A 25,626-nucleotide genomic window follows, 5' to 3' on the forward strand; every position below is an offset into this window, starting at 1 on the left:
CCCGAAGGGGGGGCGGGCAGGACGCCCGCCATAAACTGCCAGGCATCAAATAAAGCCGAAAGCCCTCAGGGCTTTTTGCTATGGGAAGAATGGAAAATCCCCGTTGTAACCCGCTTCAGCTTTCATCGTACTGTTTAATATTCATCACAAAACCAACGCATTGTTTCTCTGAATGTCAGATATTCTTCGTCCGCTATTAAGTTTGGTTGTTAACTTATAAATAACAATAAAGTAACAACCAGGGCGGCAGGAAGCCGAATTTCATCATTGCTATGGCTCGGAGAAAATATCATGACAGAAACAACCTCGGCTCTTGGGGATGAGCACGGCGTCGAACAGGGGGCGCTGGATAACAAGAAACGCATTTTCGCTATCGTCGGAGCTTCATCAGGCAATCTGGTGGAGTGGTTTGATTTTTACGTTTACTCCTTCTGTTCCATTTACTTTGCCGCCTCGTTCTTTCCGGCGGGCAACAGCACCACGCAGCTGTTGCAAACCGCCGGGGTATTCGCCGCCGGCTTCTTTATGCGGCCGATCGGCGGCTGGCTGTTCGGCTATATTGCCGACAAGCATGGCAGAAAAAACTCCATGCTGCTTTCAGTCTGCATGATGTGCGCCGGATCGCTGGTGATCGCCTGCCTGCCGACGTATGAATCGATCGGCAGCTGGGCGCCGGCGCTGCTGCTGATCGCTCGATTGTTCCAGGGATTGTCGGTGGGCGGCGAGTATGGCACCAGCGCCACCTATATGAGCGAGGTGGCGATCAAGGGCCGACGAGGCTTTTACGCCTCGTTTCAGTACGTGACGCTGATCGGCGGGCAACTGCTGGCGCTGCTGGTCTTGGTGATCCTGCAGCAGATATTGCCCGCTGAAGAGCTGAAGGCCTGGGGATGGCGTATTCCGTTTGCCCTGGGGGCCGTGTTGGCGGTGGTGGCACTGTACCTGCGCCGCTCGCTGAATGAAACCTCCGATGCGAAGACGCGTAACCACAAAGATGCCGGTTCGCTGACGGGGTTGTGGAAAAATCGCAAGGCGTTCCTGATGGTGCTGGGTTTTACCGCCGCCGGTTCACTGACCTTTTACACCTTCACCACCTACATGCAGAAATACCTGGTGAACACCGCCGGTATGGACGCCAAGCTGGCCAGCGCCATCATGACCGTTGCGCTATTCGTCTTTATGCTGCTGCAGCCTGCAGTAGGCGCGTTTTCGGACAAAATCGGCCGTCGCAGCTCGATGCTGATCTTCTCAGCCTTCGCCACGGTGTTGACGGTGCCGATCCTGTTTGCCTTGAAAGAAGTGACCAACCCCTTTATGGCGTTCGGTCTGATCGTGTTGGCGTTGTTCGTTGTCAGCTTTTACACCGCGATCAGCGGGCTGCTTAAAGCCGAGATGTTCCCGCCAGAGGTGCGCGCGTTAGGGGTAGGCTTGTCTTATGCGGTGGCGAACGCCCTGTTCGGCGGTTCGGCAGAATATGTCGCGTTGTCGCTTAAATCATTCGGCGTGGAGAATGCCTTCTTCTGGTACGTTTCCGGCATGTGCCTGCTGGCGTTGCTGGTTTCGCTTCGGTTGCATCGCAAAGGCAAGGAGATACAGCTGTAATAAAAACCCCGGCCTTGGCCGGGGTCAGAGTACCGCTTACAGGATGCGGCTAATCAGCCGATCGATGCGGATACGGCGCAGACGCCGAATCAGCTTACGCACCTTGATCGGATACTGCTGAATGCTTTGCAGTTCCTGATAATGGGCGACTACAGTGGTATGAGTACGGATGCATTCCAGCTCTTTCTGCCGTTGCTCGCGCATCTCTTGCTTGGGATCGTGGATCAGAATGGCGTTTTCCAGATCCAGCCGCCAGGCGCGTGGGTTGAGGTTGTTGCCGGTGATCAGCTGCCACTCTTCGTCTACCCACATGCCTTTCAGGTGATAGCTGTTATCGCCATCCTTCCACAAACGCACGATCAGCTGCCCGGTGTCGATGTAACGCTGCAAGCGGCTCAGGAAGCGGCGCAGGTTAATCTCATACAGGTAGGGCAGCGCGCCGATGATTTTGAACGGCTGGTCTTCAGGAATATAGAAGTCGTTGGCGGTTTTATCGCCGACAATGATCTCCACCTGTTTACCCTGGCGCAGCAGATAAATGATGTTGCGCACCAGCAGCGCCGGCAGGTTGAAGTAGGGGGTACAGAGCGTCAGTTTCTGGTCGGCGCACGACATCAGGTGATGAATGGTTTTATTCAGCACGCTTTGTTTGCCCAGCCCAACCAGCGGCGTCACCGCCAGCTCATCGTTGCCGGCCTTGCCGCGGAAGTGGTAACCGGCGCGGCGCAGGGCGAAACGGAACAGGCGGGTCTCGTTTTTGATCTCCGGGCTTTTTGGCCGATCGCTGCGATCGAGGCGCTGTACGGCGCCGGCGGTGAGCAGATGCTGCTTGATGTAATCGATCAAGGTATCGGCCAGCACGCCGTTGGTGATCAGCTGATAGCGATCGTAACGGTATTTCTCATGCTGATGCAGATAAACGTCGTTGATGCTGGCGCCGCTGTAGATCGCGGTATCGTCGACCACAAAGCCTTTCAGGTGCAGTACGCCCAGCGCTTCGCGGGTATTGACCGGCACGCCGTAGATCGGCACCGACTGTTCCGGATGTTGGCTGGCCATGGCGCAGTACCAGTCGGCGTTGGTATTGGCGGCGGCGGCGCCGATGCGCCCACGCTGTGCGCGGTGCCAGTCGACCAGTACGCAGATTTCCAGCTCGGGCCGTCGCTGTTTGGCTTGATACAACGCATTGAGGATCTCGCGCCCGGCGTCGTCATGCTCCAGATACAGGGCCACCAGATAGATGCGTTGGGTGGCGTTGGCGATGGCGTCCAGCAGCGTGGTGCGAAAATCGGACGGCGCGTACAACGTACGAACATCAGCAACCGTCTGGGGGAGTTTGGGCAGTTGTGCAAGGTGTTGTTGATGTTTGCTACGTTTAAATTTTGACAACATCACAGTGCGTTTCTTCTCTCATGATTGATGGCCAGAACGCCACAGGCATAAAAACAATAAACCGAATAATCGGGCGATAATACCATTAGTTGCCCCGATTGTGCGTATGTTTTGGCGTTAAGTGGTGGATTCGTAGCGCATTGCGACGCAGGTCACTGCGCGTCGGCGGCCTGCAGCGGCAGCGTCAGATTGACGATGCCGTCCTCAAGCTGCACCTCGATGCCAAAGCCCAGCCGCTGCGCCAGTGCGATCATGCCGCGGTTATTCGGCATGGTGATGCCGCTCAGGCGGGTCAGGCCATGCGCGCGCGCATAGGCGATCATTTTCTCCAGCAACTGACGGCCCAGGCCCAGGCCTTTCAGGTCGGAACGCACCAGCACGGCGAATTCTGCGTCGGTGTTGTCCGGATCGGACAGCGCGCGGGTCACGCCGATGATCTCGTCTGCGCGCAGCGCCACAAAGGCCATTTCTCGATCGTAGTCGATCTGCGTCATGTTGGCCAAATCGTCATGGGTAAACTCATTGATCTCGCTGAAGTAGCGATAATAGAGGTCTTCCTTGGTCACCCGGTCGATGAAATGCTTCAGCGCCGGTTCGTCTTCCGGCAGGATCGGGCGGAACAGGCACTGGCTGCCGTCTTTCAACGCGATGGTCTCTTCCAGCTCATGCGGATAAGGGCGGATCGCCAGCCGCGCCTGCGGATCGCCGCTGAACGGCGCGAGCTGCATCGAAACGTCCAGCAAGGTGAATTCGCTGCCGGAGGCCAGCACCGGATGGATATCCAGCCGGGCGATCTCCGGGCAGTCGAGGATCAGGTTGGAGACCTGCACCAGCAAACGGCTTAGTCCTGGGATATCTAAAGGCCGCAGCGCGCTGCGCCCGCGGATCTTGCCGCCTTTCACCGCCTGCAGCACCAGATAACGCGCCAGCGCCATGTTCAGCGGCGGCAGCGCGACCGCCACCTGATTTTCCTGGCGCCATTCCACACCGCCCTCACCCAGCATGATCAGCGGACCGAAAATCGCATCCTGCTCTACCGCGATGCGCAGCTCTTGGGCGCCGGCGCGGTTGGCCATGCTCTGCACCAGTAAGCCGTGGATGCGCGCCTGAGGGTAGGTGCGCTTCACGCGGTCGAGGATCGCCTCCGCCGCGCGCTGCACTTCGGTCGCGGTGCGCAGGTAGAGCATGACGCCCTGAACTTCCGACTTGTGCGGGATATCCGGCGAGCGCAGCTTCAGCGCCACCGGGTAGCCGATCTGCTCGGCGATATGTACCGCTTCGGCGCTGTCTTCGGCGATCCAGGTCGGCAGGGTGCTCAGGTCATAAGCCTGCAGAATGGATTGCACCTCGTGGGTATCCAACTGGGTGGCGCCTTCGGCCAGCGCCTGATGGATCAGGCGGTGAGCGTCGGCGGTATTGGCGGTCAGGCCGACCGGCAGCGCCGGCGTCTCTTTCAGCTGCTTTTGGTTGCGGCGGTATTCCACCATATGCATAAAAGCGGTCACAGCGCCTTCCGGCGTGCGGTAGGTGGGAATGGCGGCCTCGGTAAACAGCCGGCGCGCCTCTTGAGAAGAGTATTCGCCGCACCAGTTGGTCAGCAAGGTGATGCGTTTGCCGCGCGCATGGCGGTGCAGCGCGTCGATCAGCCGCTGCGCCGTGGCGGTGCCCGGCGCCGCCGCGCTCGGCGCATGGATCAGCAGCAGCGCGTCATAGTCGTGGCTGTCGAGCAGCGCTTCAAGAGCCGCCAGGTAGCGCTGCGGCGTGGCGTCGTCGCGCAGATCGAGCGGGTTGCCGGCGCGAATGAAATCCGGCAGCGCATCGCTCAGCTTCGCCAGGCTCTCCTCGCTCAGCGTCGCCAGCTTGCCGTTGCGCCCGAGCAGCTCGTCCAGCGCCATCGCCGCCAGCGCCGCCCCGTTGCTGACGATCATCAGCCGTTCGCCGCGCAGCGGATGCATATGGCTGAGGGTTTCCACCGCTGAGAACAGCTCATGGGTATCCTGCACGCGCAGCAGGCCGGCGCGCTGGATGGCGGCGTCGTAAGCGGCGTCCAGCCCTTGCTGGCTGTTGAGCAGTAATTGCGCCTGTTGGCTGCGGCCGCTTTTGATCACCAGAATGGGCTTATTGCGTGAGGCGCTGCGCGAGGCGGAGAGAAAGCGCCGTGCGTCGCTGATGTTTTCCAGATACAGCAGGATGGCGCTGGTCTTGCCGTCGCGCGCCAAAAAGTCGAGCAGGTCGTCGACGTCGATATCCAGGCTGTCGCCCAGCGCAATGAAATAGGAGAAGCCGACTTCGCGCTGCTGCGCCCAGTCGAGAATAGTGTTGGCGACGGCGGCGGACTGCGAGATAAACGCCAGCTTGCCTTTTTGGATCGGCACCGGCGAGAAGCTGGCGTTAATGCCCTGCCACGGCGCCAGCAATCCCAGGCTGTTGGGGCCCAGCAGCCGCATGGCGTAGCGCTGCGCGCAGGCTTTCAGCTCGGTGAACTGTTCCGGTGGCGAAGAGAGCACAATGGCGGTTTTACAGCCGCGCTGCCCCAGCGCGTCGAGCAGCGCCAGATTACGCTTGGCGTGGGTGCAGATGATCGCCAGATCCGGCGTCAGCGGCAGGCTGGCGACGTCGGGATAGGCCATGACGCCGCATACCGCCTTGTAGCGCGGCGTAACCGGCAGGATGGGGCCGCCGAAACCGCCGGCCAGCAGGTTGCTCATCATCAGGTTGCCGGCGCGGCCCGGCTGCTGCGAAGCGCCCAGCACGGCGATCGATTTGGGACGTAGTAGCGCTTCTAACCCTCGCTGGCTCATGCACGGCTCCTTTTGGCAACGTTATGCCTGATTTTAGGCGCTTTATGGCTGCATTGCTGTGACCGATGCCTCCGGCCGGGTCGGTTTTCCCGCCAGATACTGTTGACGGAAATAGCGAAAATGCTGATTCAACCCTTCGGCGGCCGGCAGATCGCCCGCCTGTTGCAGCAGGGCGGCGGCCACTTCCGCCGTGCAGTGTTGCTCGGCGCGGCTGGCTTCGCGCAGCTGGTAGTCCGATGCGGCGTCGACGTTGAGGGAAAACACCGGGAATTGATTGAGATACGGGCTTTTACGGAACATTTTTCGCGCCTCCGCCCAGGTACCGTCCAGCATGATGAACAGCGGCGGTTTGCCGCCGACGGGCAGCGCGCTGAACACCGGCCGTTCGGCGTCGGCGTAGGACGCGGGGAACACCACATAAGGCTGCCGTGTCGGATCGTTGATGGCCGCCAGCAGGGCGGGATCGACCTCGGTGCGCGACCAGAGGAACGCCTGGGTGTCCGGCAGGATATCGGCGATCAGGCGGCCGGTGTTGCTGGGCTTGAGCGGCTCGGCGCCGAACATGATCAGGCAGAAACGGCTGCCGGCCTGCTGTGGGCGAATGGTGTCGCACAGGCAGTTTTTATGCGGCAGCAGGCAACCCTGACAACGCGCCACCCGGCAACCGCGCGCCAAAAAAGGGCGGGTGGCGCGGTCTAAACGGAATTGGCGCAGGCGAAGTACGGCGTTGTCGGTCATAACGATCCTGGGGAAAAACCGCTATTGTAACGCAGAAAAAAGCCCGCCGGGAGAGGCGGGCTCGATCGGGGGCGTTCGCGCGCGATGGCGGGATACGGCCTATACTTGCCGAATCACACTAACTCGTTGAGCCAGTTGTCAAACGGCGCTTTCGGCATCGCGCCGTTGAGCATGTCGACCATCTTGCCCTGACGGAACACCATGATGGTCGGGATGCTGCGGATGCGGAAACGGGCGCTCAGCTCCGGCTCGGCTTCGGTGTTCACTTTCACGAAGCGCACTTTGCCGGCGCGCTCTTCGGCCACGTCTTCAAAGATCGGTGCAAAGCTGCGGCACGGGCCGCACCACGGCGCCCAGAAATCGACCACGACCGGCAGATCGTCCTGCAGCAACTGGTCCAGCGTGGCGGCGGTGGCGTTGATCACTTCACCGTCGAAGAGCTCATGGCCGCAGCGGCCGCATTTCGCATTGTCCGCCAGACGTTCTTCCGGCACGCGGTTGGTGGCATTGCAAGCTGCACAAACTGTATTCATGTTGACCTCGGGTACAGAGAAAGCATGGTCCCCGCAACGCGGTTGCGGAGATGTTTCTTTAATGCTGACAATTATCGGCAAAACCCGGCGCGTGAACAATGAGGTTTGTTCAATGGGTGTGATAGTTGGGAGCTTTTAGCGCAAGTTGGTGGCTTCGTGCACCAACATCAGGTAATCTTCGCGCCCTGCGCGTTGGTGGAGAAGACAATGAACGATTCATTTAGTGGCAAGAACGGTAAAGTCAAAGTGATGTACGTCCGCAGTGACGACGACAACGGCGACGACCGTAACAAGAATAAACGTCCGGCCGGCAAAGGCCGTCCGGCTGACGGTGCGCGATCGGGCCGCACCGGTCAAGACAAGGCGCGCGGCGGCAACGATCGCCGCGGCGCCGACTCCCGCCGCAGTGAAAGCGATCGTCCTCGCCGTCCGGCGCGCTCTGAAGAGCGCGGTGGCAATGAGTCGCCGTGGAGAACCGTCTCGCGCGCGCCGAATGAAGAGCCGGCGTTCGATCATGGCGGCATCAGCGGCAAAAGCTTTATCGATCCTGAGCAGCTGCGCCGCCAGCGCGCGGAAGAAACCCGCGTTTACGGTGAAAACGCCTGTCAGGCGTTGTTCGCCAGCCGTCCGGAAGCGATCGTGCGCGCCTGGTTCGTGCAGTCGGTCACCCCGCGCTTCCGCGAAGCGCTGCGCTGGATGGCGGCTAACCGCAAAGCTTACCACGTGGTGGATGAAGAAGAACTGGCCAAGGCTTCCGGCACCGAGCACCACGGCGGCGTCTGCTTCCTGATCAAAAAGCGTCAGGGCCTGGATGCGCAGACCTACCTGAAAACCGCGCCGGCGACCGACTGCGTATTGGCGCTGGAAGAAGTGGGCAACCCGCATAACCTGGGCGCCATCGTCCGTTCTTGCGCCCACTTCGGCGTCAACGGCGTGCTGCTGCAGGATCCGGCGCTGCTGGAATCCGGCGCGGCGGTGCGCACCGCAGAAGGCGGCGCGGAGCACATCAAGGCGATCAACGCCGATGATTTCCTGTCGGTGCTGGATACCTTCCGCAAGGCGGGTTACACCATCGTCACCACCTCCAGCCACAAAGGCACCGCGCTGGCGCAGGCCAAGCTGCCGGCCAAGATGGTGCTGGTGCTGGGCCAGGAACGCGACGGTCTGAGCGACAGCGCCTGGCAGCAGGGCGATATGAACGTGTCCATCGGCGGCACCGGCAAGGTGGAAAGCCTGAACGTTTCCGTGGCGACCGGCATTCTGCTGGCGGACTGGTGGCGTCAGAATCAGGCGTAATTTTCTACGTCGGATAAAAAAACGGGCGCCCCAGGGCGCCCGTTTCGTTTATTGAAGCTTAGTGAGCGCCGCCGCCCCCGCCCCCGCCGGAGCTGAATGGCGGTTTCGCCACCCACACCAGCACCAGCAACACCAGGAACACCCCGGCCGACAGCCAGAATATCTCGTTGGCGGAGATGATCAGGCCCTGCGCGGTGATCTCGTTGGCGATATACGCCGACGCCTGCTGCTTGCTCATGCCGAGCTGCTCCAGTTGCCGGTACATCTCCTGCGACTGCGGGTTGTACGGGTTGACGAACTCCGTCAGTTGCGAATGGTGCTGCGATTCGCGCTGCGTCCACAGGGTGGTGGTGATCGAGGTACCGATCGAACCCGCCAGCGTTCGCGTGAAGTTCGACAGGCTCGATGCCGCCGCCATGCGTTCCGGCGGCAGGCCGGACAGCGTGATGGTGGTCAACGGCATGAAGAAGCAGGCGATGGCGAAGCCCTGAACGAACTGTGGCCAGGCGGATGCGCCGAAGTCCATGCCCGGTTCAAACGTATAGGCGCGCCAGTAGAAGCACACGGCATACATGATGAAGCTGAAGGTCACCAGCCGGCGCATGTCGAGCCGGTTGCCGAACTTGCCGATGATCGGCGACAGCAACACCGGGATCAGCCCGACCGGCGCCGACGCCAGCCCCGCCCAGGTGGCGGTATAGCCGTACACCTCTTGCAACAGCTGCGGCAGCAGCACGATGGCGCCGAAGTACAGCATGTACGCCAGACTGATGCACAGGCAGCCGATGGTGAAGTTGCGCGACTTGAACAGCGACAGATCCACCACCGGATGGTCGTCCGTCAGCTCCCACACCACGAGGAACAGCAGCGCCACCACCGCCACGACGGTGAGCGTGATGATCTCGGTCGAGTTGAACCAGTCCAGCTCCTTGCCCTGATCGAGCATGATCTGCAGAGAACCGATGCCGACGATCAGCAATACCAGGCCGACGGTGTCGATCGGTTTGATCTCGGTTTTGGTTTCCCGCCCCTTCAACGTCGCCATCGCCGCCACGATCACGAAGACGCCGATCGGGATGTTGATGAAGAAGATCCAGCCCCAATGGTAGTTGTCGCTGATGTAGCCGCCGAGGATCGGCCCGAAGATTGGCGCGACGATAACGGTCATCGACCACAGCGCCAGGGCCATCGCTCGCTTGGCGGGCGGGTAGTTGTTCAACAACAAACTCTGCGACAGCGGGATCAGCGGCCCGGCCACCACGCCCTGGATCACGCGGAAGAAGATCAGCATGCCAAGGCTGTTGGAGATGCCGCACAGCCAGGAGGCGATGGCGAACAGCGCGGTGGACCAAAGGAACAGCCGCACTTCGCCGAAACGCTTCGCCAGCCAGCCGGTGATCGGAATCGAGATGGCGTTCGCCACGCCGAACGAGGTGATCACCCAGGTGCCCTGCGAGTTGGAAGACCCGAGGTTACCGGAAATGGTGGGGATCGCCACGTTGGCGATGGTGGAGTCCAGCACCTGCATGAAGGTCGCCATGGCGAGCGCGACCGTCATCCAGGCAAGCTGGGCACCTTCAAGCGGTTTCTGTGGCAAGATGGCCTCCCGCGCGCTTAGCCGGCGTTCGCATGGATCACGTCGGCGATCAGCTGGTTAACCGGCGCCAGATTCAACGCCAGCGCGTCGCTCTGATACAGCGGTTTGTCGCGCACCACGTCGGCCAGCACGCGGCCGTCCAGATTGGCGGTGTCGACGGTCACCAGCGTCGAAAGACCGATGCGCAGCGGATGATCGGCCACCTGCTTGGCGTCGAGCTCAATACGCACCGGCAGGCGTTGCACCACCTTGATCCAGTTGCCGGTGGCGTTCTGGGCCGGCAGCAGCGAGAAGGCGCTGCCGGTGCCCATGTCGATACCGGCCACTTTGCCCTGATACACCACGTCGTCGCCGTAGACGTCGCTGACCACCGTCGCCGGCTGGCCGATGCGCATATTGGCGATCTGCGTTTCCTTGAAGTTGGCGTCAACCCAGATGTGATCGGCCGGCACTACCGCCATCAGCGGCGAACCGGCGGCGATCTGCGCGCCGACCTGCACGCTGCGGCGCGAGACATAGCCGGTAATCGGGCTGATCACCTTGGTACGCTGCAGCGCCAGCCAGGCGTCGCGCATCTGCGCGGCGGCCTGTTGGATCGCCGGCTGCTGTTCCAGCGGGGTGTTCAGCACCATCGCCTGGTTGGCGTTGTATTGCTGTACCGCCACTTCCAGCGCGGCTTTGGCGCTGTCGACCGCATCGCGCGCGTGTTGCAGCTCTTCGCGGCCGATGGCGTCAACGCTGCCCAGCACCACGCGGCGTTTCAGATCGTTCTCGGCCTTGCTCAGATCGGTCTTGCGCAGGGCGATGTTGGCCTGATACTGCTTGCTGTTGATGATCAGCTGGTGGGTCTGACGCACGCTGTTGGCCAGGCCGGTTTTGGCGCGTTCAAACGCCTGCTCGGCATCGGTCGGGTCGAGCGTCAGCAGCACGTCGCCCTGCTTGACGTAGTCGGTGTTGTCGAAGTTGACGCTGTTCACGCTGCCGGACACCTGGGCCATGATCTGCACCTGGTTGCCGGAGACGTAGGCGTCGTCGGTTTCCTGGTGATGACGCAGCACCAGGAACCAATACACTAAATAAGCCACCCCTATAACAATGAAAATAACCGTCAGCAACAGCAGCCAAAATTTGCGCTGCTTCTTTTTGCCGCTCGGCTGCTGCGGGTTTTGGGTTTCCGCGCTTGCGCTCATGGTGTTCTCCAAGCCTTATATTATTATGCTTTCGAATCCGCTGCGGCCGGGGCCTGATAGCCACCGCCCAACGCGCGGATCAGTCCTATCTTCGCCTGCAGTAAATTGCTGCTGGCATTCAACTCCGCCTGTTGCTGCTGCAATAGCTGCGTCTGGCTGGTCAACAGATCGTCGCGCCCGATAATCCCTGCCTGGTAACGGGCGTTGGCGACCTGATACACCTGTTGCATCGACTGGGCCGCGGACGCCGCCTGCAGCTGCTGTTGTGCAGAGCTCTGCTGGATGGTGATGGCGTCGGCGGTTTCCTGTACCGCATTCAGGATGGTTTGGTTGTAGGATTCCACCGCTTCGTCATACAGCGCGGATTCCTCGCCCAGCTTGCTGCGCAGCGCCCCGGCGTGGAAGATCGGCAGCGAGATCGCCGGCATCACGTTCCAGGCCTGGCTGGCCGCTTCAAACAGATTCGGGCTGGTGCCACTGGTATTGGTGGTCATCAGGCCGGCGAAGGCTGAAATGGTCAGGCTGGGGTAAAACTCTTTACGCGCGGCGCTGACGCGCTGGCTGTAAGACTCCACCAGCTGGCGTTGCGCGGCGATGTCCGGGCGTTTGCCCAGCAGATCCGCCGTCAGTTCGCCCTGCGGCGCCATCAGGTTGTCTGCAGGCAGCGGCACCTGACGCAGGTGCTGCATGGCGTTCGGCCCCTGGCCCGCCAGCGCGGCGAGCTGGTGTCTGAGCTGTTCGATTTGCGACTGCAGCTGCAGAATCTGCTGTTTGGCGACGTCGGACTGCGCCTGGGTTTGTTGCGGCACGTCGACGCCGGTCAGGCCGGCCTGATAGCGCTGTTGGCGCAGCGCGGTCAGGCGCTCGTTGTTGTTCACTTCCTGCTGCAGCAGCTTCTCGAGCGCCAGATTGCTCTGCAGCTGGTAGTAGGCGGACGCCACCGAGCTGGTCAGCGTCAGCGCCGCCTGTTCCTGCTCGGCGCGCGCTGCGTTCACTTGCGCCTTGGCGGCGTTCACCTGGTTGCGGTATTTGCCCCACCAGTCGAACTCGTACGCCAGGTTCAACCCCAGCGAGTTGGAGCTTGAATAGATCGGCTTATGCGGATACCCCAAACCCATATTGACGTTCTGCGGCACGCGCTGGCGCTGGGTGCTGGCGTTCAGATCCAGGTTCGGCCCGTTGGCGGCGCTGGCTTCGCCCACCACGCTCTGCGCTTCGCGCACGCGGGCGGCGGCCTGACGCAGGGTCGGCGAGCTTTGCAGCGTCTGCGTCATCAAGGCGTCCAGCTGCGGATCCTTGAGGGCGCGCCACCACTGCGGGCTGACGGCCAGCGAACTGACTTTCGGCTGAGCCAACTGCAGGCTCTGCGGATCCATCAGCGTGGATTGCGGGGCAATATTATCGGTCGAAGCACACCCGGCCAGCAGCAACACGGCGAACAGCGGGGTGAATCTCCAGTGAAATGGGGATCGCATAAGTAGGTACCTGAACAGAAATTGTGAATTAGGGTAACTGTTCTGTGATTTCCATTTGATCCAGACGTGCCAGCAATTTGCGCGTCAGCTGTTCCAGCTGTTTTTGCTCATCGTCGGTCAGCGTGGACCACAGGAAATGCAGACATTGGTGCTGCGGCGGCAGCAGTTGACTGAGAAATTCTTCCCCCTGCGGCGTCAGATGCAGATGCAGGCAGCGGCGATCGTTGTCGCTTTCCCGGCGTTCGATCCAGCCGCGCTTCTCCAGCTCGTCGGCGATGCGGGTTGCATTGGTGCGCGAGGAGCCCAGGGCAGAGCTTAGCTCAGAAGGTTGGATGCTGTGGCTTTCCTGCGCATCCAGGGTAATCAGCGCCATAAACAGTGTTTCGTTAATCCCCTGCGCTTTCAGCATCTTATTGCGGTTTTCCAGCAGCTTGCCTTGCATGTGCATGCACAGGCGGGTCAGCAGGATTTCCTGATAAGGGAAATCTTTCTGCCGCGTGGCGCGGAAATTCAGCATTTGTTCTATGGGGGCAAACGAGCTTTCCATAATTTAGGGCCTCATTAATTTCGTTCGAGATAGTAACGACGGTGACAAATAATGTAAATGTTCAGCCGTGCGGATAATTTAGCAATTCGTGTCATTTGTCAGTGTTTGTAAAGATGTGGCGCCTGAAAACGCCAGTGTGAAGCCAAACGATCGGGAGCGGCGTCAGCCTGCACCGAAAAGCATTAACAGTTTTAATGTGACGCCAAAGGCCGTTGCGCCGAGCAGCGTCGACAGAATGATGCTTTTGCTGCGGTAGAAGCACAGTGCCAGCGCGGCGAACCCCACCAACGTCGGCAGCAGCTTGTCCGGCTCGCGCATCACCACCGGCGTGCTGGAGACCACCAGCAGGGCGCAGATCGAGGCGATGCCAATGCTGTCGAGCAACAGGGCGGCTTTACCGCGTTTGAGGCCGGGCTGGGCGCGCGCCGGCGCCAGCCGCAGCGGCAGATAACGGAACAGGTAATTGGCGCAGCCCACCACCAGGCCGATCACCAGCACATCAATGTTCATGGCTGGCCTCCGCCGGGGCTGGCTGGAACAGGGCGGCAATGCAGCCGGCGCCGATGCCGGCCAAAATGGCGACCGGAATGGAGAACAGCACCACGCCGAGCAGCGCGCCGGCCAGCGCGGCGGCGATAGTCAGGCTCTGCGGGCGGCGGAAGGCGGCCAGCAGGAAACTGAGAAACAGCGCCGGCAGCATGAAGGACAGCGAGGCCTCGATCACCGGGAACTGCTCCAGCGGGCCGTTGCCGAACAGCGCGCCGAGCGCGGTGCCGGCCACCCAGGAGAGCCAGGAACAGAGCGCGATGCCCAGCATCCAGTTTTCGCTCCAGCTGCGGTTATTGCGCATCAGCCTGGCGGTGGCGGCGGCGAAGACCTCATCGGTCAGGCCAAAGGCCCATATCGCCGTTTTGCCGGGCGACATGCGCGAGACGATGCGGTGACGCAGCGCCGGGCCGTACAGCAGGTGGCGCACGTCCATCGCCATCACCGTCAATGCGGAGACCCACAGCGACATCCCGGCGCTCAGCAGAGCGGTGATCACGAACTGGCTGGCGCCGGCGTAGATGATGCAGGAGAAGAAAATGCTTTCCAGCGGGGAAAAACCCAGTTTGACGGCGCTGAGGCCGAAGGCGAACGCCACCGGGACATACCCGATGACGATCGGCAAACTGTCGACGACGCCGTTGGCGAAGGTGGCGCTGACGGCGGGCGGGTTGAGGCTGTCTGCAGCTTGGCTTTGCATGGTTGTGGATCGCAGGGTAGATAGGACTTCAATAGTTTATGCCCAGAACATTACCAGAGAGTAAGTAATGTTTATACCCTGCACCGCTAATAAATTTCTTTAGTGACTATTTGCACGATAATCAGATTGTCGCCGGCCCCTGCGGATCGTGGTGCTTGCCGAGCCACCAGGTCAGCAGGTTGAGCAGGCATAACACCCCGCCGGCGGCGGCCACGCCGTACCAGCCGGCATGTTGATAGGCCGAGGCGGAGAGCAGTGAACCGAGCGCGCCGCCGATAAAGTAGCTGGTCATGTAGCCGGCGGTCAGGCGGTTGCGCGCGTCTGGCATGATGCGGTACATCACGCTCTGGTTAGTGACGTGCACCGCCTGCACCGCCAGATCGAGGATCAGGATGCCGGCGATCAGCGCCCACAGCGATTGTTTGGCGAACGCGATAGGGATCCAGGACAGCAGCAGCAACACCAGGCCGACGGTGGTGGTCAGCCCGGCCTTGCCTTTGTCCGCCAGATGCCCGGCGCGCGAAGCGGCCAGCGCGCCGGCGGCGCCCACCAGGCCGAACAGCCCAATCACCCCCTCGGAATAGTTGAACGGCGGCGCGGCGAGCAAAAAGGCCATTGAGGTCCAGAGCACGCTGAAGTTGGCGAACGACAGGGCGCCGAGGATGGCGCGGGTGCGCAGCAGCGGCGTGCGGCAGAACAGGCTGAAGATCGAGGCCAGCAGCTGCGGGTAGTTCAGCCCGGAGTGTTGCTTATAGCGCGGCAGCGCGCGCCACAGGATCAGCGCCATCAGGATCATCAGCACGCTGGCGACCCAGTAGATGGTGCGCCAGCCGCCGAACGACGCCAGTGCGCCCGCGACGGTGCGCGCCAGCAGGATGCCGAGCAGCAGGCCACTCATGATGATGCCGACGGTCTTGCCGCGCTTTTCCGGGTGGGCCAGCGTGGCGGCCAGCGGCACCAGGATCTGCGCCACCACCGAGAACAGCCCGGTGAGCGCGGTGCCGAGGATCATCATCGGCAGCGTGGCGGAAGTGGCGGTGATCAGCATGCCGCCGGCGGCCAGCAGCGTCATGAACACGATCAGTCCGCGGCGCTCGAACATATCGCCGAGCGGCACCAGCAGCAGCAGGCCGGTGGCGTAACCGAGCTGCGCGGCGGTGACGATAAAGCCGGCCTGGTTGACCGACAGGTTGAAACCGGTGGCGATGGTTTCCAGCAGCGGTTGCGCGTAATAATTGCTGGCGACCGCCAGGCCGGTGGCGATGGCGATCAGCACGGTCAGCGCCGGGCTGAGGCCCGGATGGGCGTTTTGTTGGCTCATGGTTTTTTCATCACGGAAAGAAGATGGCGCGCAGTATCCGGCAACGCGTGTCCGGAAACCAATGTATAATTTTCATTTTATTTATCTCATTTCAAGATAGATGCCATGAACCTGAAACAGATCCGCTATGCGCTGGCGGTGGCGGAAGAACAGAGTTTCACCCGGGCGGCGCAGCGCTGCCATACGGTGCAGTCGGCGCTCAGCCACCAGATCGCCAAACTGGAAGAAGAGCTGGGCTGTACGCTGTTTGAACGCACCTCGCGCCGGGTGCGGTTGACCCCCGCCGGCCAGGCTTTCATACCCTCGGCGCAGCGGCTGTTGGCGGCACAGCAGGCGCTGGTGGAGGAGGTGACCGCCGCCGGCGATGCGGTGTCCGGCACCCTGACCATCGGCACGATTTCAACCATAAACGCGATTGATCTGACTGAAAAGCTCGACAAGTTTCATCGCCACTATCCGGCGGTGAACATCCGCCTGTACGTTGGCATGAGCGAAGCCCTGCTGGAGGATGTGCGTCAGCAGAAGTGCGATATGGCGTTCGTCGGCATCTGGCCCGGCGATGTCGATCTGCTGCCGATGTCGCACCGGCAGTTGACCGATGAGCCGCTGGTGGCGCTGGTGGCGCCGCAGCACCCGCTGGCCAACCGCGAGCGGGTTAACCTGCAGGAGCTGGCGGAAGTGCCGCTGGTGGATTTCTACAGCGGCACCGGCGCGCGGCGCCAAACCGATCGCGCCTTCCTGGCGGCGGGCATCCGCCGGCACGTCAGTTTTGAGATCGATCATATCGAATGGCTGGAGAATTTGGTGCGGCGCGGGTTGGCGGCGGGTATCGTACCTGTCTCGACCGCGCAACGCTTAAGCGCGTTGGTGTCGATTCCGATTGAAGACGGGCCGCGGCGCCAGGTGTATTGCATTTGGCCGCAGCCCTTGTCGAACGCCGCCGCACGTTTTTTACAGTTCAGCGGCATCGATCTGGCGGGGTAGGGGCGCGGCAAAGGCGGCGCCCCTGAACGGTTACGGCTTCGCCGCTGCGGCGGCGGTTTTCACCCAGCCGTCGAAGGTGGCCTGATGCGCCTTGATCCAGCCGTTAACGTGGTTCTGGATATCGGCTTCCGAAGCCTGGCCTTCATGCATGCGCAGGTTTTGCGCGTTGATGTCGGCGATCGGCAGCTTCATGATGGCGAACAGCTTGGCGGCCGCCGGATTGGCTGCGGCCCACTGCTTGTTGGCGGCGATGCGCATGGTGTTGACCGGGAAGCCGTAGTTGGCGCCGTTAGGCAGTTTGGTGTCGACGTTTTTCTGCTCGCCCGGCAGGGAGGAAAACGGCACCTGCAGCCAGACCACGTCGCGGCCCGGCACCATCACATCGCTGACCCAGTACGGCGTCCAGGTGTAATACAGCACCGGTTTGCCCTCTTTGTAGCGGGTGATGGTGTCGGCGATCATCGCCGCGTAGTTGCCCTGATTGTGCTCGACGGTGTTGCTCAGGCCATAGGCCTTGATGTGGTGGTTGATCACCGCTTCGCAGCCCCAGCCCGGGGTGCAGCCGGTCAGATCGGCCTTGCCGTCGCCGTTGGTGTCGAACAGCTTGGCGATCTTGGGATCCTTGAGCTGCTCGACGTTGGTGATGTGGTACTGTTCGGCGGTTTTCTTGTCGATCAGGTAGCCCTGCGCGGCGCCGTTGACGTAGACGCCTTCGCGGTAGAACTTGGCGTCGCCGCCGGCGGCCTTGTATTGATCGGCGTGCAGCGGATCCCAGTTGACCGCGATAAAGGTCGCGTCACCGGAGGCGATCGAGGTGTAGGCGACGTTGTAATCCACTTCACGCGGTTCTTTCACGTCGTAACCCAATTTTTCCAGCGCCTTGCTGACCAGCAGCGTCTGGAAAGTCTCTTCGGAAATGGTGCTTTGCACCGGCTGTACCGCGATCCCCTTGCCGGGTAAATCTGCCGCGCTCACGCTCTGTGAGCCAATCAGCGTCGTCAGGGCGAGAGCCCAGATGCCCGTGGTGCGCATAGTGTTTCCCCTCTTTCGATGTGGTGGTGTCATAGCCCGCCGGGGCCGCAGCCGCCGGCGGGAAAAGCGTCAGGCTTGCTTGATGAACGGGCGAGTCAGTAACCCGATGGGGCCGCGGCGATACCAGCGGCCGATGCCTTTACTGCGGCGATCGCGCCCCAGCGATTGGGTGAGGCGATCGAGAATGATCGCCAGGATCACGATGCCGACCCCGCCGACGGCGGCCAGGCCCATGTCCAGCCGACCGATGCCGCGCAGCACCATCTGGCCCAAGCCGCCGACGGCGATCATCGAGGCGATGACCACCATCGACAGCGCCAACATCAGCGTCTGGTTAACGCCGGCCATGATGGTCGGCATCGCCAGCGGCAGCTGCACTTTGAACAGCAGCTGGCGCGGGCTGGCGCCAAAGGATTCGGCGGCCTCGATCAGATCCTCCGGCACCTGCTTGATGCCGAGAATGGTCAGACGCACGATCGGCGGCAGTGCGAAGATGATGGTCACTACCACGCCCGGCACGTTGCCGATGCCGAACAGCATGACGATCGGCACCAGATAGACGAAGGCCGGAGTGGTTTGCATGGCGTCGAGCAGCGGTCTAATCACCTTGGCGGCATGCTTGCTGCGCGCCAGCCAGATGCCGAGCGGCAGGCCGATAAGGATGCAGAAGAACAACGCGGTCAGCACCAGCGCCAGCGTGACCATCGCCTGCGACCAGGCGCCGATGGCGCCGATGGCGATCAGGGAGAGCAGCGTCGCGGCGCCCATGCCGAGGCCCGAGACCTGCCAGGCGAGCAGCGAGAACACCAGAATGGCGATCGGCGCCGGCATGCCCAGCAGCAGTTGTTGGAAGCCGCTCAGGATCATGTCCACCGGCACGCGGATGCCCTGGAACAGCGGGCGGAAGTGCAGCACCAGCCAGTCGATGCCTTGCGTGACCCAGGTGTCGAACGGCACCCAGGCTTTGTGGAACGGATCGAGCAGGCTGAAGTGCTCCGGCTGCGCCGGGGCGCCGCTGAGCCAATCGGCGCTTTGCCCGGCGGCGTCATGTGCGGCCGGCGGCGGCGCGCTGGACCACGCGTCACCGGCGTTGGCGGCGGCATCGCTGGCAGGTGCGGCGCCGGTATCGGCCGGTGCGGTAGCCCAGGGATCTTGGGTTTGCGTGGTATCACTCATTGGTTGAGCCCTCCTTGTCCAACGCCTGCAGCAGCATGGCCTTGGAGATGATGCCGAGATAGTTATGTTCTTCGCCCACCACCGGCACCGCGCACGGCGCCTGGGCGACCAGGGAAATCAGATCGCTGAGCGGCGTGTCGGCCGGCACGGCGGCGGGGGCCTCGAGCAGGGCATCGTCCAGCGTTTGATTGGCGGATAGCGCTTTTTTCAACGACTCTATCGACACCACGCCGATAAATTTCTTCCCGCGTTCAACAACATAACCATAATCACGGTCCTCATCGCGCAGCAGCTGCAGCGCCGAGCGGGGGCCAAAACCGGGGGTTTTGCGGATCAGCGTCACCGGGCGCCGTTGGGCGATATCCTTGGCGCTGAATACATGACTGATGTCCACGCCGCGGAAGAAGGTGCGCACATAGTCGTTGGCCGGGTTGTTCAGGATCTCGTCCGGCGTGCCGACCTGGATCACCTCACCGCCCTGCATGATGGCGATGCGATCGCCAATGCGCATCGCTTCGTCCAGATCGTGGGAAATAAACACGATGGTGCGCTGATGCTGAGCCTGTAATTTCACCAGCTCATCCTGCATTTCGGTACGAATTAACGGATCGAGCGCCGAGAAGGCTTCGTCCATCAATAATATATCCGGGTTATTGGCCAGGGCGCGGGCTAATCCCACGCGCTGGCGCATACCGCCGGATAATTCATCCGGATAAGACAGCGCATAATTCTCCAGCCCGACCTGACGCAGGGCATCCAGCGCTTTTTCCTGGCGCTCCGGCAGCGGTATGCCGGCTAATTCCATACCGAAAGCGGTGTTATTCAGCACATTCATGTGCGGCATTAGCGCGAATGACTGGAATACCATGCTGATCTTATTTCGCCGCACGGTGCGCAGTGCGGTGTCAGATATTTTGGCGATGTCCTCACCGTCGATCAGCACCTGACCGCGAGTGGGTTCTATCAGACGATTGAGAAGGCGTACCAGGGTGGACTTGCCGGAACCGGAGAGCCCCATGATGACAAATATCTCGCCTTCTTCAATGGCCAGAGTGGCGTCTTTTACGCCGAGCGATAAGCCGGTTTTTTCAAACAGCCGATCTTTTGTCAGACCTTTATCCAGCAGTTTGAATGCGCGTTCCGGGTGTTCGCCAAATATCTTATACAGGTTCTTTACTTCGAGTTTAATTGCCATGCAATTTGCTGTTTCCTCTGGTTTAATTAACGCGTTATGGGCTGTCCTTAGCAAAATAAAAGAGCTTTTTACCCTAACACAGTGAATATCTGAGACAACCCTCAATGTCATTTAAATGGGATATTAGTGGTTTACATCAAGGTTTTAATTAGTTATGGTAATTTGGCCCGTGACTCAAAATTGACGGCCATTATTCGGCATAATGGTTTGGTTTTTTGGAAAATAATACGGTGTGGCGCAGAGAGATATTTTGGCGCCGCGCCTGCCGTTCGGATAATAAAAAACCCGACCAGAGGCCGGGCAAAAGTCATCAGTATTTCATCAGTTTTAACGACAGGTGCCGATATCGAGGGGGATATCGTCGAGCGTCATGTTATCGCCTGAGTATGACAGCCAGATGGCAGCCTCAGGCCTTGCGATACAGCCGCCGCGGATGGCCTATATTGCCGTACAGCATCTCCACCCGCACGAACTGGGTGGCGACGCAATATTCCAGATACCGGCGGGCGGTGGTCTTGCTGATGCCGACTTGCTCAACCACGTCTTCCACCGCATGCGCCACCGCCGGCTGGGCGATAAACAGCGCCTGCACCAGCTCCAGCGTGTTGGTTTCGATGCCTTTGGCGCTCGGCTCGCTGGAGAACTGTTTCGACTGCAGGTTATACAGCGCATCGACGTTGTCCTGATCGATGATCTTGAAGGTGCGCTGGGTCTGCACGAACTGCATGAAGCGTTCGAGCGAATTGCGCAGCCGCTTGTAGGACACCGGTTTGATGATGTAATCGAAGGCGCCGTTGCGGATCGCCTGGCTGCAGGTATGCATGTCGCTGGCGGCGGTGATGAAGATCACCGAACAGGCGGGATTCTTCACCGCCGGTTCTTCCATCAGCTCGATGCCCTGGCCGTCCGGCAGGAAGTTATCCAGCAGGATCAGCCGAGGCTGATGCTCGTTGGCTTTGGCCCGCGCTTCGGCCAGCGTGGCGGCGTAAGCCACCACCCGCAGGTTGAAATTTTTCTCGATGAACTCCGCGTGCAGCGTCGCCAGTTGCGGCTCGTCTTCCACGATCAGAACGTCCAGTGTTAGGTGTGACATAATCGGGTGCTCAAAAAATCGGGTTATGGGTTTTATTTAGGGATAAATATAGAGAATATCGCGCCGTGCGGCTCGTTGTCCGACACTTCTATGCTGCCGTGCGCCTGTGCCACGTGGCTGGCGACCAGATGCAGGCCAATGCCGTGGTCGCTTTTATCCGCTTTGGTGGTGACGCCCTGTTCAAACAGCGTATCACGAATCTCCTCGGCGATGCCGGTGCCGCGATCCGCCACCTCGATCACCAGCTCGCCGCTGCCATCGCTGATATAGAGTTCGATCGCGTCGTGCGGCGCCGGGCAGTGCAGCGTCGCTTCCACCGCATTATCCAGCAGGTTGCCGACGATCGACATCAGTTCGGTCTCATTCAGCGCCGCCGGGATCTGCCGCAGTTGGCAGGCCGGATCGAAGCGCAGCTCGATGCCTTTTTCTCTGGCGCTGGAATATTTGCCCAGCAGCAGGCCGCACAGCGCCGCCGAACTGAAGCGCTGCGAGATGAAATCGAGGATCTCCTGCGCGCCCTCGGATTGGGCTTCCACATAGCGGATGGCCTCGTCGTAGCGCTGCATATGCAACAGACCGGCCAACGTGGCGGTCCAGTTCAGCTGCTCGTGGCGCATGATGCGCAGGTTGTCGGCATAGCGTTTCACCTGGCTGAGCTGGCTGCTCAGGGTATTGATGTCGTTTTTGTCGCGGAAGCTGATCACCCAGCCTTGCAGCTCCTGCTCCTGCATGATGCGCACCCGGCTGGCGATCACCCGCACGTGGTTGAAGCGGCACACCTCGTCGTGCGTATCCTGGCCCAGTTGCGCGGCGGCGAAGAAGTCCGGCTGCGCCTGGATCACGTCGCCGATCGGCCGGTCCAGCAAACTGGCGGCGGGCTGGTGCAGATCCAATAGCTCGCGCGCCGCATGGTTGATGGTGATGATCCGCAGCTGTGGATCGATGGCGATCACGCCCTCATAAATGGCTTCCAGCAGCGCTTTTTGCTGGCGCACCAGCAGCGCGATCTCTTTCGGTTCCAGCCAGAACATCTGGCGCTTGAGGTTTTTCGACAGCAGCCAGGAAAAGACGAACAGGGCGATCAGCAGCAGGACGATGGAGCCGATAATTTGCGTCAACGTCCTGGCATTTAAATTATCTATGTGCGATTTCAAATAGCCGACGGAAACGATACCGATCACGTGATTATTTTCATCCAGGATCGGCGCCTTGCTGCGCAATGAAACGCCAATGCCGCCCTTGCGAATGGAAATAATGCTTTTCCCTTCCAGCACCTCTTTATTATCGCCGCCGATCATCGGCGTGCCCAAGCGGCCTTCGTATTCGGAATGATAAAGGTGGCGGGCATGACTATCACCGATGACGATATAACTGGCGTCGCTGCTGGCGCGGATTTTTTTCATCAGCGCGGCAATTCTGGCTGCGTCGTGTTTTTCCACTGCGTCCACCAGCGAAGGAATGAGGGCGATTTCCCGCGCCTGCACCTGGGCGCGGGCGCCGAGATCGCGGTGCAGCTGCGCATCCAACTGGTAATAGGTGTAGGCGCCGATACAGGTCAGCAGCAGGCAGGAGAAGGCCACCAGGCACAGAAACAGCTTGATTTGAAATGAGAGTTTGAGGCGCATGGCGGAGCTTCACCGTAAAGAGATCCTGAAGCCTTACCCTATCACGAGAAGCGGGGTCTGTAATATTGCGCCCGATCAACTTGTGATCCTTCACACGGGATTAGAGTGAACCGGACGAGAATTGTTCGCCTGCGATAAAATTGATAAGCTTTAAAATAAAAACGGTATTAACACCATTAAAACCACGCCAGTTTTTACATAATCTTAATTAACCCCATAGAAACCATAACCACCATTAAAAACCCTTTTTAACTTTGAACATAATCACAGCAGATAATCCGTGCGCTTCTCTATGATGGCTGAACAAACTAATAAGAGGCCAGATTATGAGCACAACAGATGATTCTTACCTCGTAGCCAAAGACAAGACCGCCGATATTCCTCTGCGTGAGAAATGGTGGCGGATACTGGACAATTATAAAGTAGGGATTATTCCGTTACCGTTCTTTATTCTGGCCGGCGTATTGATTCTGCTCGACTGCCTGGAAGGCAAATTGCCGAGCGATATCGTGGTGATGGTGGCCACCCTGGCGTTCTTCGGTTTCGCCTGTGGCGAATTCGGCAAACGCCTGCCGTTGATCGGCAAAATGGGCGCGGCGGCGATCTGCGCCACCTTTATTCCTTCCGCGCTGGTGCACTATGGCCTGTTGCCGGAGGTGGTGGTGGAGTCGACCACCAAGTTCTACAAATCGACCAACATTCTTTATCTCTACATTTGCTGCATCATCGTCGGCAGCATCATGAGCATGAACCGCCAGGTGCTGATCCAGGGTTTCCTGCGCATCTTCATTCCGATGCTGTGCGGCGAGATCGTCGGCATGCTGGTGGGGATGGGCGTCGGCATGGCGCTGGGCCTGGAGCCGTTCCAGATCTTCTTCTTCCTGATCTTGCCGATCATGGCCGGCGGCGTGGGTGAAGGGGCGATCCCGCTGTCGATGGGCTACGCGGCGATCCTGCACATGGAGCAGGGCGTGGCGCTGGGGCGCATTCTGCCGATCGTGATGCTCGGCAGCCTGACCGCTATCGTCATCGCCGGCCTGCTCAACCAGCTGGGCAAGCGTTATCCGCACCTGACCGGCGAAGGCAACCTGATGCCGAGCAAGCAGGGCGACAGCAACATGAACGCAGTGGAAAAAATCAGCGGCAAGGTGGACGTTAGCACCATCGCCTGCGGCGCGTTGCTGGCTATCCTGCTGTATATGGTGGGCATGCTGCTGCACCGTCTGATCGGCCTGCCGGCGCCGGTGGGCATGCTGTTCGCCGCCGTAGCGGTGAAGCTGGCGCACGGGGTGTCGCCGCGCATTCAGGAAGGTTCGCAGGTGGTGTACAAATTCTTCCGCACCGCCGTGACTTATCCGATCCTGTTCGCGGTCGGGGTGGCCATCACGCCGTGGCAGGAGCTGGTGGATGCGTTCACCGTCCAGAATCTGATCGTGATCGTCACGACCGTCAGCGCGCTGGTGGCGACCGGTTTCTTCGTCGGCAAGAAAATCGGCATGCACCCTATCGACGTGGCGATCGTCTCCTGTTGCCAGAGCGGGCAGGGTGGCACCGGCGACGTCGCGATCCTCACCGCCGGCAATCGCATGTCGCTGATGCCGTTCGCCCAGATCGCAACCCGTATCGGTGGCGCTATCAACGTCTCGCTGTCGCTGCTGGTGTTGGCCAAGTTCTTCGTATAACTCCTATAAATCCTTAGCGTTACTTTGCCTTTCCCCGCCCCCGCGGGGATTTTTTTTGCCCGCGCGCCGGCCAGACGCGCGGGCAGGGGAAACGCCGGTTATGCCGCCTGTTTCATGGCGGCGTCGTACCAAGCGAAGTAGCGCTCTACGCCGCGGCGGCCGGATTCGATCAGCGCGCGTTTCTTCTCCTCGCTGATGCCGAACTCCAGCGTGCCGACGTCGAGCGTGTCGACATACACGGTGCGTTTCCAATCATCGCTGTCCAGATGCACCTTGGTTTGGATGTCCAGCATCACGTTGGCCACCGCCAGGGTGAAATCAAACAGGTTGTTGACCGGCGTGCGCGGGCCGGCCTGGCCGGCGGCCTGGGCGATTTCGCTGGCGGAGTCGAGGCGAATGCCCAGCGTGCGGGTGTTGATGCGCTGGCTGGCGCTGTCGATGTAAGGCGGCGTGGCGGAGAAGTCATAGTCGAACAGACGCACCGGATAGTTGTCGATCATGCCGCCGTCGATGCACAGATCGCCCAGGGTATTGTTCTTCGCTACGAAGGCGAACGGGAACGACATCGAAATGCGCAGGCCGTCCGCTACTTTCATGCGCGGCGTAGTGCGGTGCGAATAAACTTCGCGTTGGCCGCTGTTGAGGTTAGCGCCGATAAAGTAAATCGACTTGAACCCTTTCGCCGCCTTCATCGCTTCGAACTGCTCGAACGTAATATCCGGGTTTCCGGTATATTGCTTGATAATATCGCGCGACCATTGATAGAAATAATCGCCGGGCGCGATGCCGTATTGATTGAACAGGCGATAGGCGTCCTGGATCGTACCGAAAAAGCCGCCGTTATAATCGAGGAATTTTTTAAAATCCATCGCCGACAGAATTTTGGTGACGTCCGCCGAGCTGCAGCCCAGGCCGACCAGCAGCGCGGCGATGGCGCCCGCCGAGGCGCCGGAGGTTTGCTTGATCTGCGGCATGATGCCTTTGGCTTCCAGCAGTTCCAGCGCGCCGCCATAGGCGATGCCTTTTACGCCGCCGCCTTCAAAGACCAGGTTTTCGAATTGATAGCTCATGTTATTTCCTTACTCGTGGTTTAGGGAGTAA

22 protein-coding genes are annotated in these 25,626 nt (G+C 60.4%); 5 read left to right on the forward strand and 17 right to left on the reverse strand.

What is annotated here, in order from left to right:
* Nucleotides 1–291: 291 nt before the first annotated feature.
* Nucleotides 292–1,602 carry an MFS family transporter gene (locus JL05_RS09425; protein ID WP_033632262.1) on the forward strand — a complete coding sequence of 437 codons (1,311 nt, stop codon included), beginning with the start codon at nt 292–294 and terminating at the stop codon, nt 1,600–1,602.
* 36 nt (nt 1,603–1,638) lie between these two features.
* Here JL05_RS09425 and pssA read toward each other — a convergent pair whose 3' ends face one another.
* The 4 genes from pssA to trxC all read right to left on the reverse strand — a co-directional run bounded on the left by pssA (nt 1,639) and on the right by trxC (nt 7,066).
* On the reverse strand, nt 1,639–2,994 hold the full coding sequence (gene pssA / locus JL05_RS09430) for a CDP-diacylglycerol--serine O-phosphatidyltransferase (RefSeq protein ID WP_033632263.1): 1,356 nt from the start codon (nt 2,992–2,994) through the stop codon (nt 1,639–1,641).
* A 152-nt stretch (nt 2,995–3,146) separates the two neighbouring features.
* Nucleotides 3,147–5,795 (reverse strand): bifunctional acetate--CoA ligase family protein/GNAT family N-acetyltransferase, encoded by a 2,649-nt coding sequence (locus JL05_RS09435; protein WP_033632264.1) that lies wholly within the window; start codon nt 5,793–5,795, stop codon nt 3,147–3,149.
* A 42-nt stretch (nt 5,796–5,837) separates the two neighbouring features.
* Nucleotides 5,838–6,533 carry a tRNA-uridine aminocarboxypropyltransferase gene (locus JL05_RS09440; RefSeq protein WP_004928866.1) on the reverse strand — a complete coding sequence of 232 codons (696 nt, stop codon included), beginning with the start codon at nt 6,531–6,533 and terminating at the stop codon, nt 5,838–5,840.
* Between the two features lie 113 nt (nt 6,534–6,646).
* Complete coding sequence (gene trxC / locus JL05_RS09445) at nt 6,647–7,066, reverse strand: thioredoxin TrxC (RefSeq protein WP_004928868.1); 420 nt, start codon at nt 7,064–7,066, stop codon at nt 6,647–6,649.
* A gap of 207 nt (nt 7,067–7,273) precedes the next feature.
* On the opposite strand from trxC, the gene JL05_RS09450 reads away from it, so the two are divergent.
* A complete protein-coding gene (locus tag JL05_RS09450; RefSeq protein WP_033632265.1) occupies nt 7,274–8,362 on the forward strand; it encodes a tRNA/rRNA methyltransferase in 1,089 nt (362 codons plus the stop codon).
* Nucleotides 8,363–8,420: 58 nt separating this feature from the next.
* On the opposite strand, the gene emrB is transcribed toward JL05_RS09450, so the two are convergent.
* From emrB to JL05_RS09485, 7 genes are all read right to left on the reverse strand, one after another.
* A complete protein-coding gene (gene emrB, locus JL05_RS09455; RefSeq protein ID WP_161800767.1) occupies nt 8,421–9,962 on the reverse strand; it encodes a multidrug efflux MFS transporter permease subunit EmrB in 1,542 nt (513 codons plus the stop codon).
* Nucleotides 9,963–9,976: 14 nt separating this feature from the next.
* A complete protein-coding gene (gene emrA / locus JL05_RS09460) occupies nt 9,977–11,149 on the reverse strand; it encodes a multidrug efflux MFS transporter periplasmic adaptor subunit EmrA (protein WP_015378875.1) in 1,173 nt (390 codons plus the stop codon).
* 23 nt (nt 11,150–11,172) lie between these two features.
* Nucleotides 11,173–12,624 (reverse strand): efflux transporter outer membrane subunit, encoded by a 1,452-nt coding sequence (locus JL05_RS09465; protein WP_004928878.1) that lies wholly within the window; start codon nt 12,622–12,624, stop codon nt 11,173–11,175.
* 28 nt (nt 12,625–12,652) lie between these two features.
* Nucleotides 12,653–13,171 (reverse strand): transcriptional repressor MprA, encoded by a 519-nt coding sequence (gene mprA / locus JL05_RS09470; RefSeq protein WP_004928879.1) that lies wholly within the window; start codon nt 13,169–13,171, stop codon nt 12,653–12,655.
* A gap of 162 nt (nt 13,172–13,333) precedes the next feature.
* Nucleotides 13,334–13,681, reverse strand: a complete 348-nt coding sequence (gene ygaH, locus JL05_RS09475) for an L-valine transporter subunit YgaH (RefSeq protein WP_004928882.1) — start codon at nt 13,679–13,681, stop codon at nt 13,334–13,336.
* The gene (locus JL05_RS09480; protein WP_033632266.1) at nt 13,671–14,417 is read right to left on the reverse strand and encodes an AzlC family ABC transporter permease; all 747 of its coding nucleotides are present in this window, start codon (nt 14,415–14,417) and stop codon (nt 13,671–13,673) included. The genes ygaH and JL05_RS09480 overlap by 11 nt, the downstream gene beginning before the upstream one ends.
* Before the next feature lie 121 nt (nt 14,418–14,538).
* Nucleotides 14,539–15,738, reverse strand: coding sequence for an MFS transporter (locus JL05_RS09485; RefSeq protein ID WP_033632267.1), 1,200 nt, complete (start codon nt 15,736–15,738; stop codon nt 14,539–14,541).
* 105 nt (nt 15,739–15,843) lie between these two features.
* On the opposite strand from JL05_RS09485, the gene JL05_RS09490 reads away from it, so the two are divergent.
* Entirely contained in the window at nt 15,844–16,722 is an 879-nt protein-coding gene (locus JL05_RS09490; protein ID WP_033632268.1) for a LysR family transcriptional regulator, read from the forward strand.
* A gap of 30 nt (nt 16,723–16,752) precedes the next feature.
* Here the strand turns inward: JL05_RS09490 and proX are convergent, their stop codons facing one another.
* The 3 genes from proX to proV form a co-directional block, all read right to left on the reverse strand.
* A complete protein-coding gene (proX, locus tag JL05_RS09495) occupies nt 16,753–17,754 on the reverse strand; it encodes a glycine betaine/L-proline ABC transporter substrate-binding protein ProX (protein WP_004928894.1) in 1,002 nt (333 codons plus the stop codon).
* Nucleotides 17,755–17,823: 69 nt separating this feature from the next.
* Nucleotides 17,824–18,930, reverse strand: a complete 1,107-nt coding sequence (gene proW / locus JL05_RS09500; protein WP_004928897.1) for a glycine betaine/L-proline ABC transporter permease ProW — start codon at nt 18,928–18,930, stop codon at nt 17,824–17,826.
* Complete coding sequence (gene proV / locus JL05_RS09505; protein ID WP_033632269.1) at nt 18,923–20,125, reverse strand: glycine betaine/L-proline ABC transporter ATP-binding protein ProV; 1,203 nt, start codon at nt 20,123–20,125, stop codon at nt 18,923–18,925. The genes proW and proV overlap by 8 nt, the downstream gene beginning before the upstream one ends.
* A gap of 126 nt (nt 20,126–20,251) precedes the next feature.
* On the opposite strand from proV, the gene JL05_RS25325 reads away from it, so the two are divergent.
* On the forward strand, nt 20,252–20,509 hold the full coding sequence (locus tag JL05_RS25325; RefSeq protein ID WP_135638569.1) for a hypothetical protein: 258 nt from the start codon (nt 20,252–20,254) through the stop codon (nt 20,507–20,509).
* A 22-nt stretch (nt 20,510–20,531) separates the two neighbouring features.
* Here JL05_RS25325 and JL05_RS09510 read toward each other — a convergent pair whose 3' ends face one another.
* Complete coding sequence (locus JL05_RS09510; RefSeq protein ID WP_033632270.1) at nt 20,532–21,218, reverse strand: response regulator; 687 nt, start codon at nt 21,216–21,218, stop codon at nt 20,532–20,534.
* Nucleotides 21,219–21,250: 32 nt separating this feature from the next.
* Nucleotides 21,251–22,843: an ATP-binding protein gene (locus JL05_RS09515; RefSeq protein ID WP_033632271.1), complete on the reverse strand. Its 1,593-nt coding sequence runs from the start codon at nt 22,841–22,843 to the stop codon at nt 21,251–21,253.
* A 326-nt stretch (nt 22,844–23,169) separates the two neighbouring features.
* On the opposite strand from JL05_RS09515, the gene JL05_RS09520 reads away from it, so the two are divergent.
* Nucleotides 23,170–24,525 carry a 2-hydroxycarboxylate transporter family protein gene (locus tag JL05_RS09520; RefSeq protein WP_033632272.1) on the forward strand — a complete coding sequence of 452 codons (1,356 nt, stop codon included), beginning with the start codon at nt 23,170–23,172 and terminating at the stop codon, nt 24,523–24,525.
* Nucleotides 24,526–24,623: 98 nt separating this feature from the next.
* On the opposite strand, the gene JL05_RS09525 is transcribed toward JL05_RS09520, so the two are convergent.
* A complete protein-coding gene (locus JL05_RS09525) occupies nt 24,624–25,595 on the reverse strand; it encodes a patatin-like phospholipase family protein (RefSeq protein ID WP_033632273.1) in 972 nt (323 codons plus the stop codon).
* Between the last annotated feature and the right edge of the window lie 31 nt (nt 25,596–25,626).

The sequence above is a fragment of the Serratia nematodiphila DZ0503SBS1 genome (genome assembly GCF_000738675.1).
GTDB lineage: Bacteria > Pseudomonadota > Gammaproteobacteria > Enterobacterales > Enterobacteriaceae > Serratia > Serratia nematodiphila.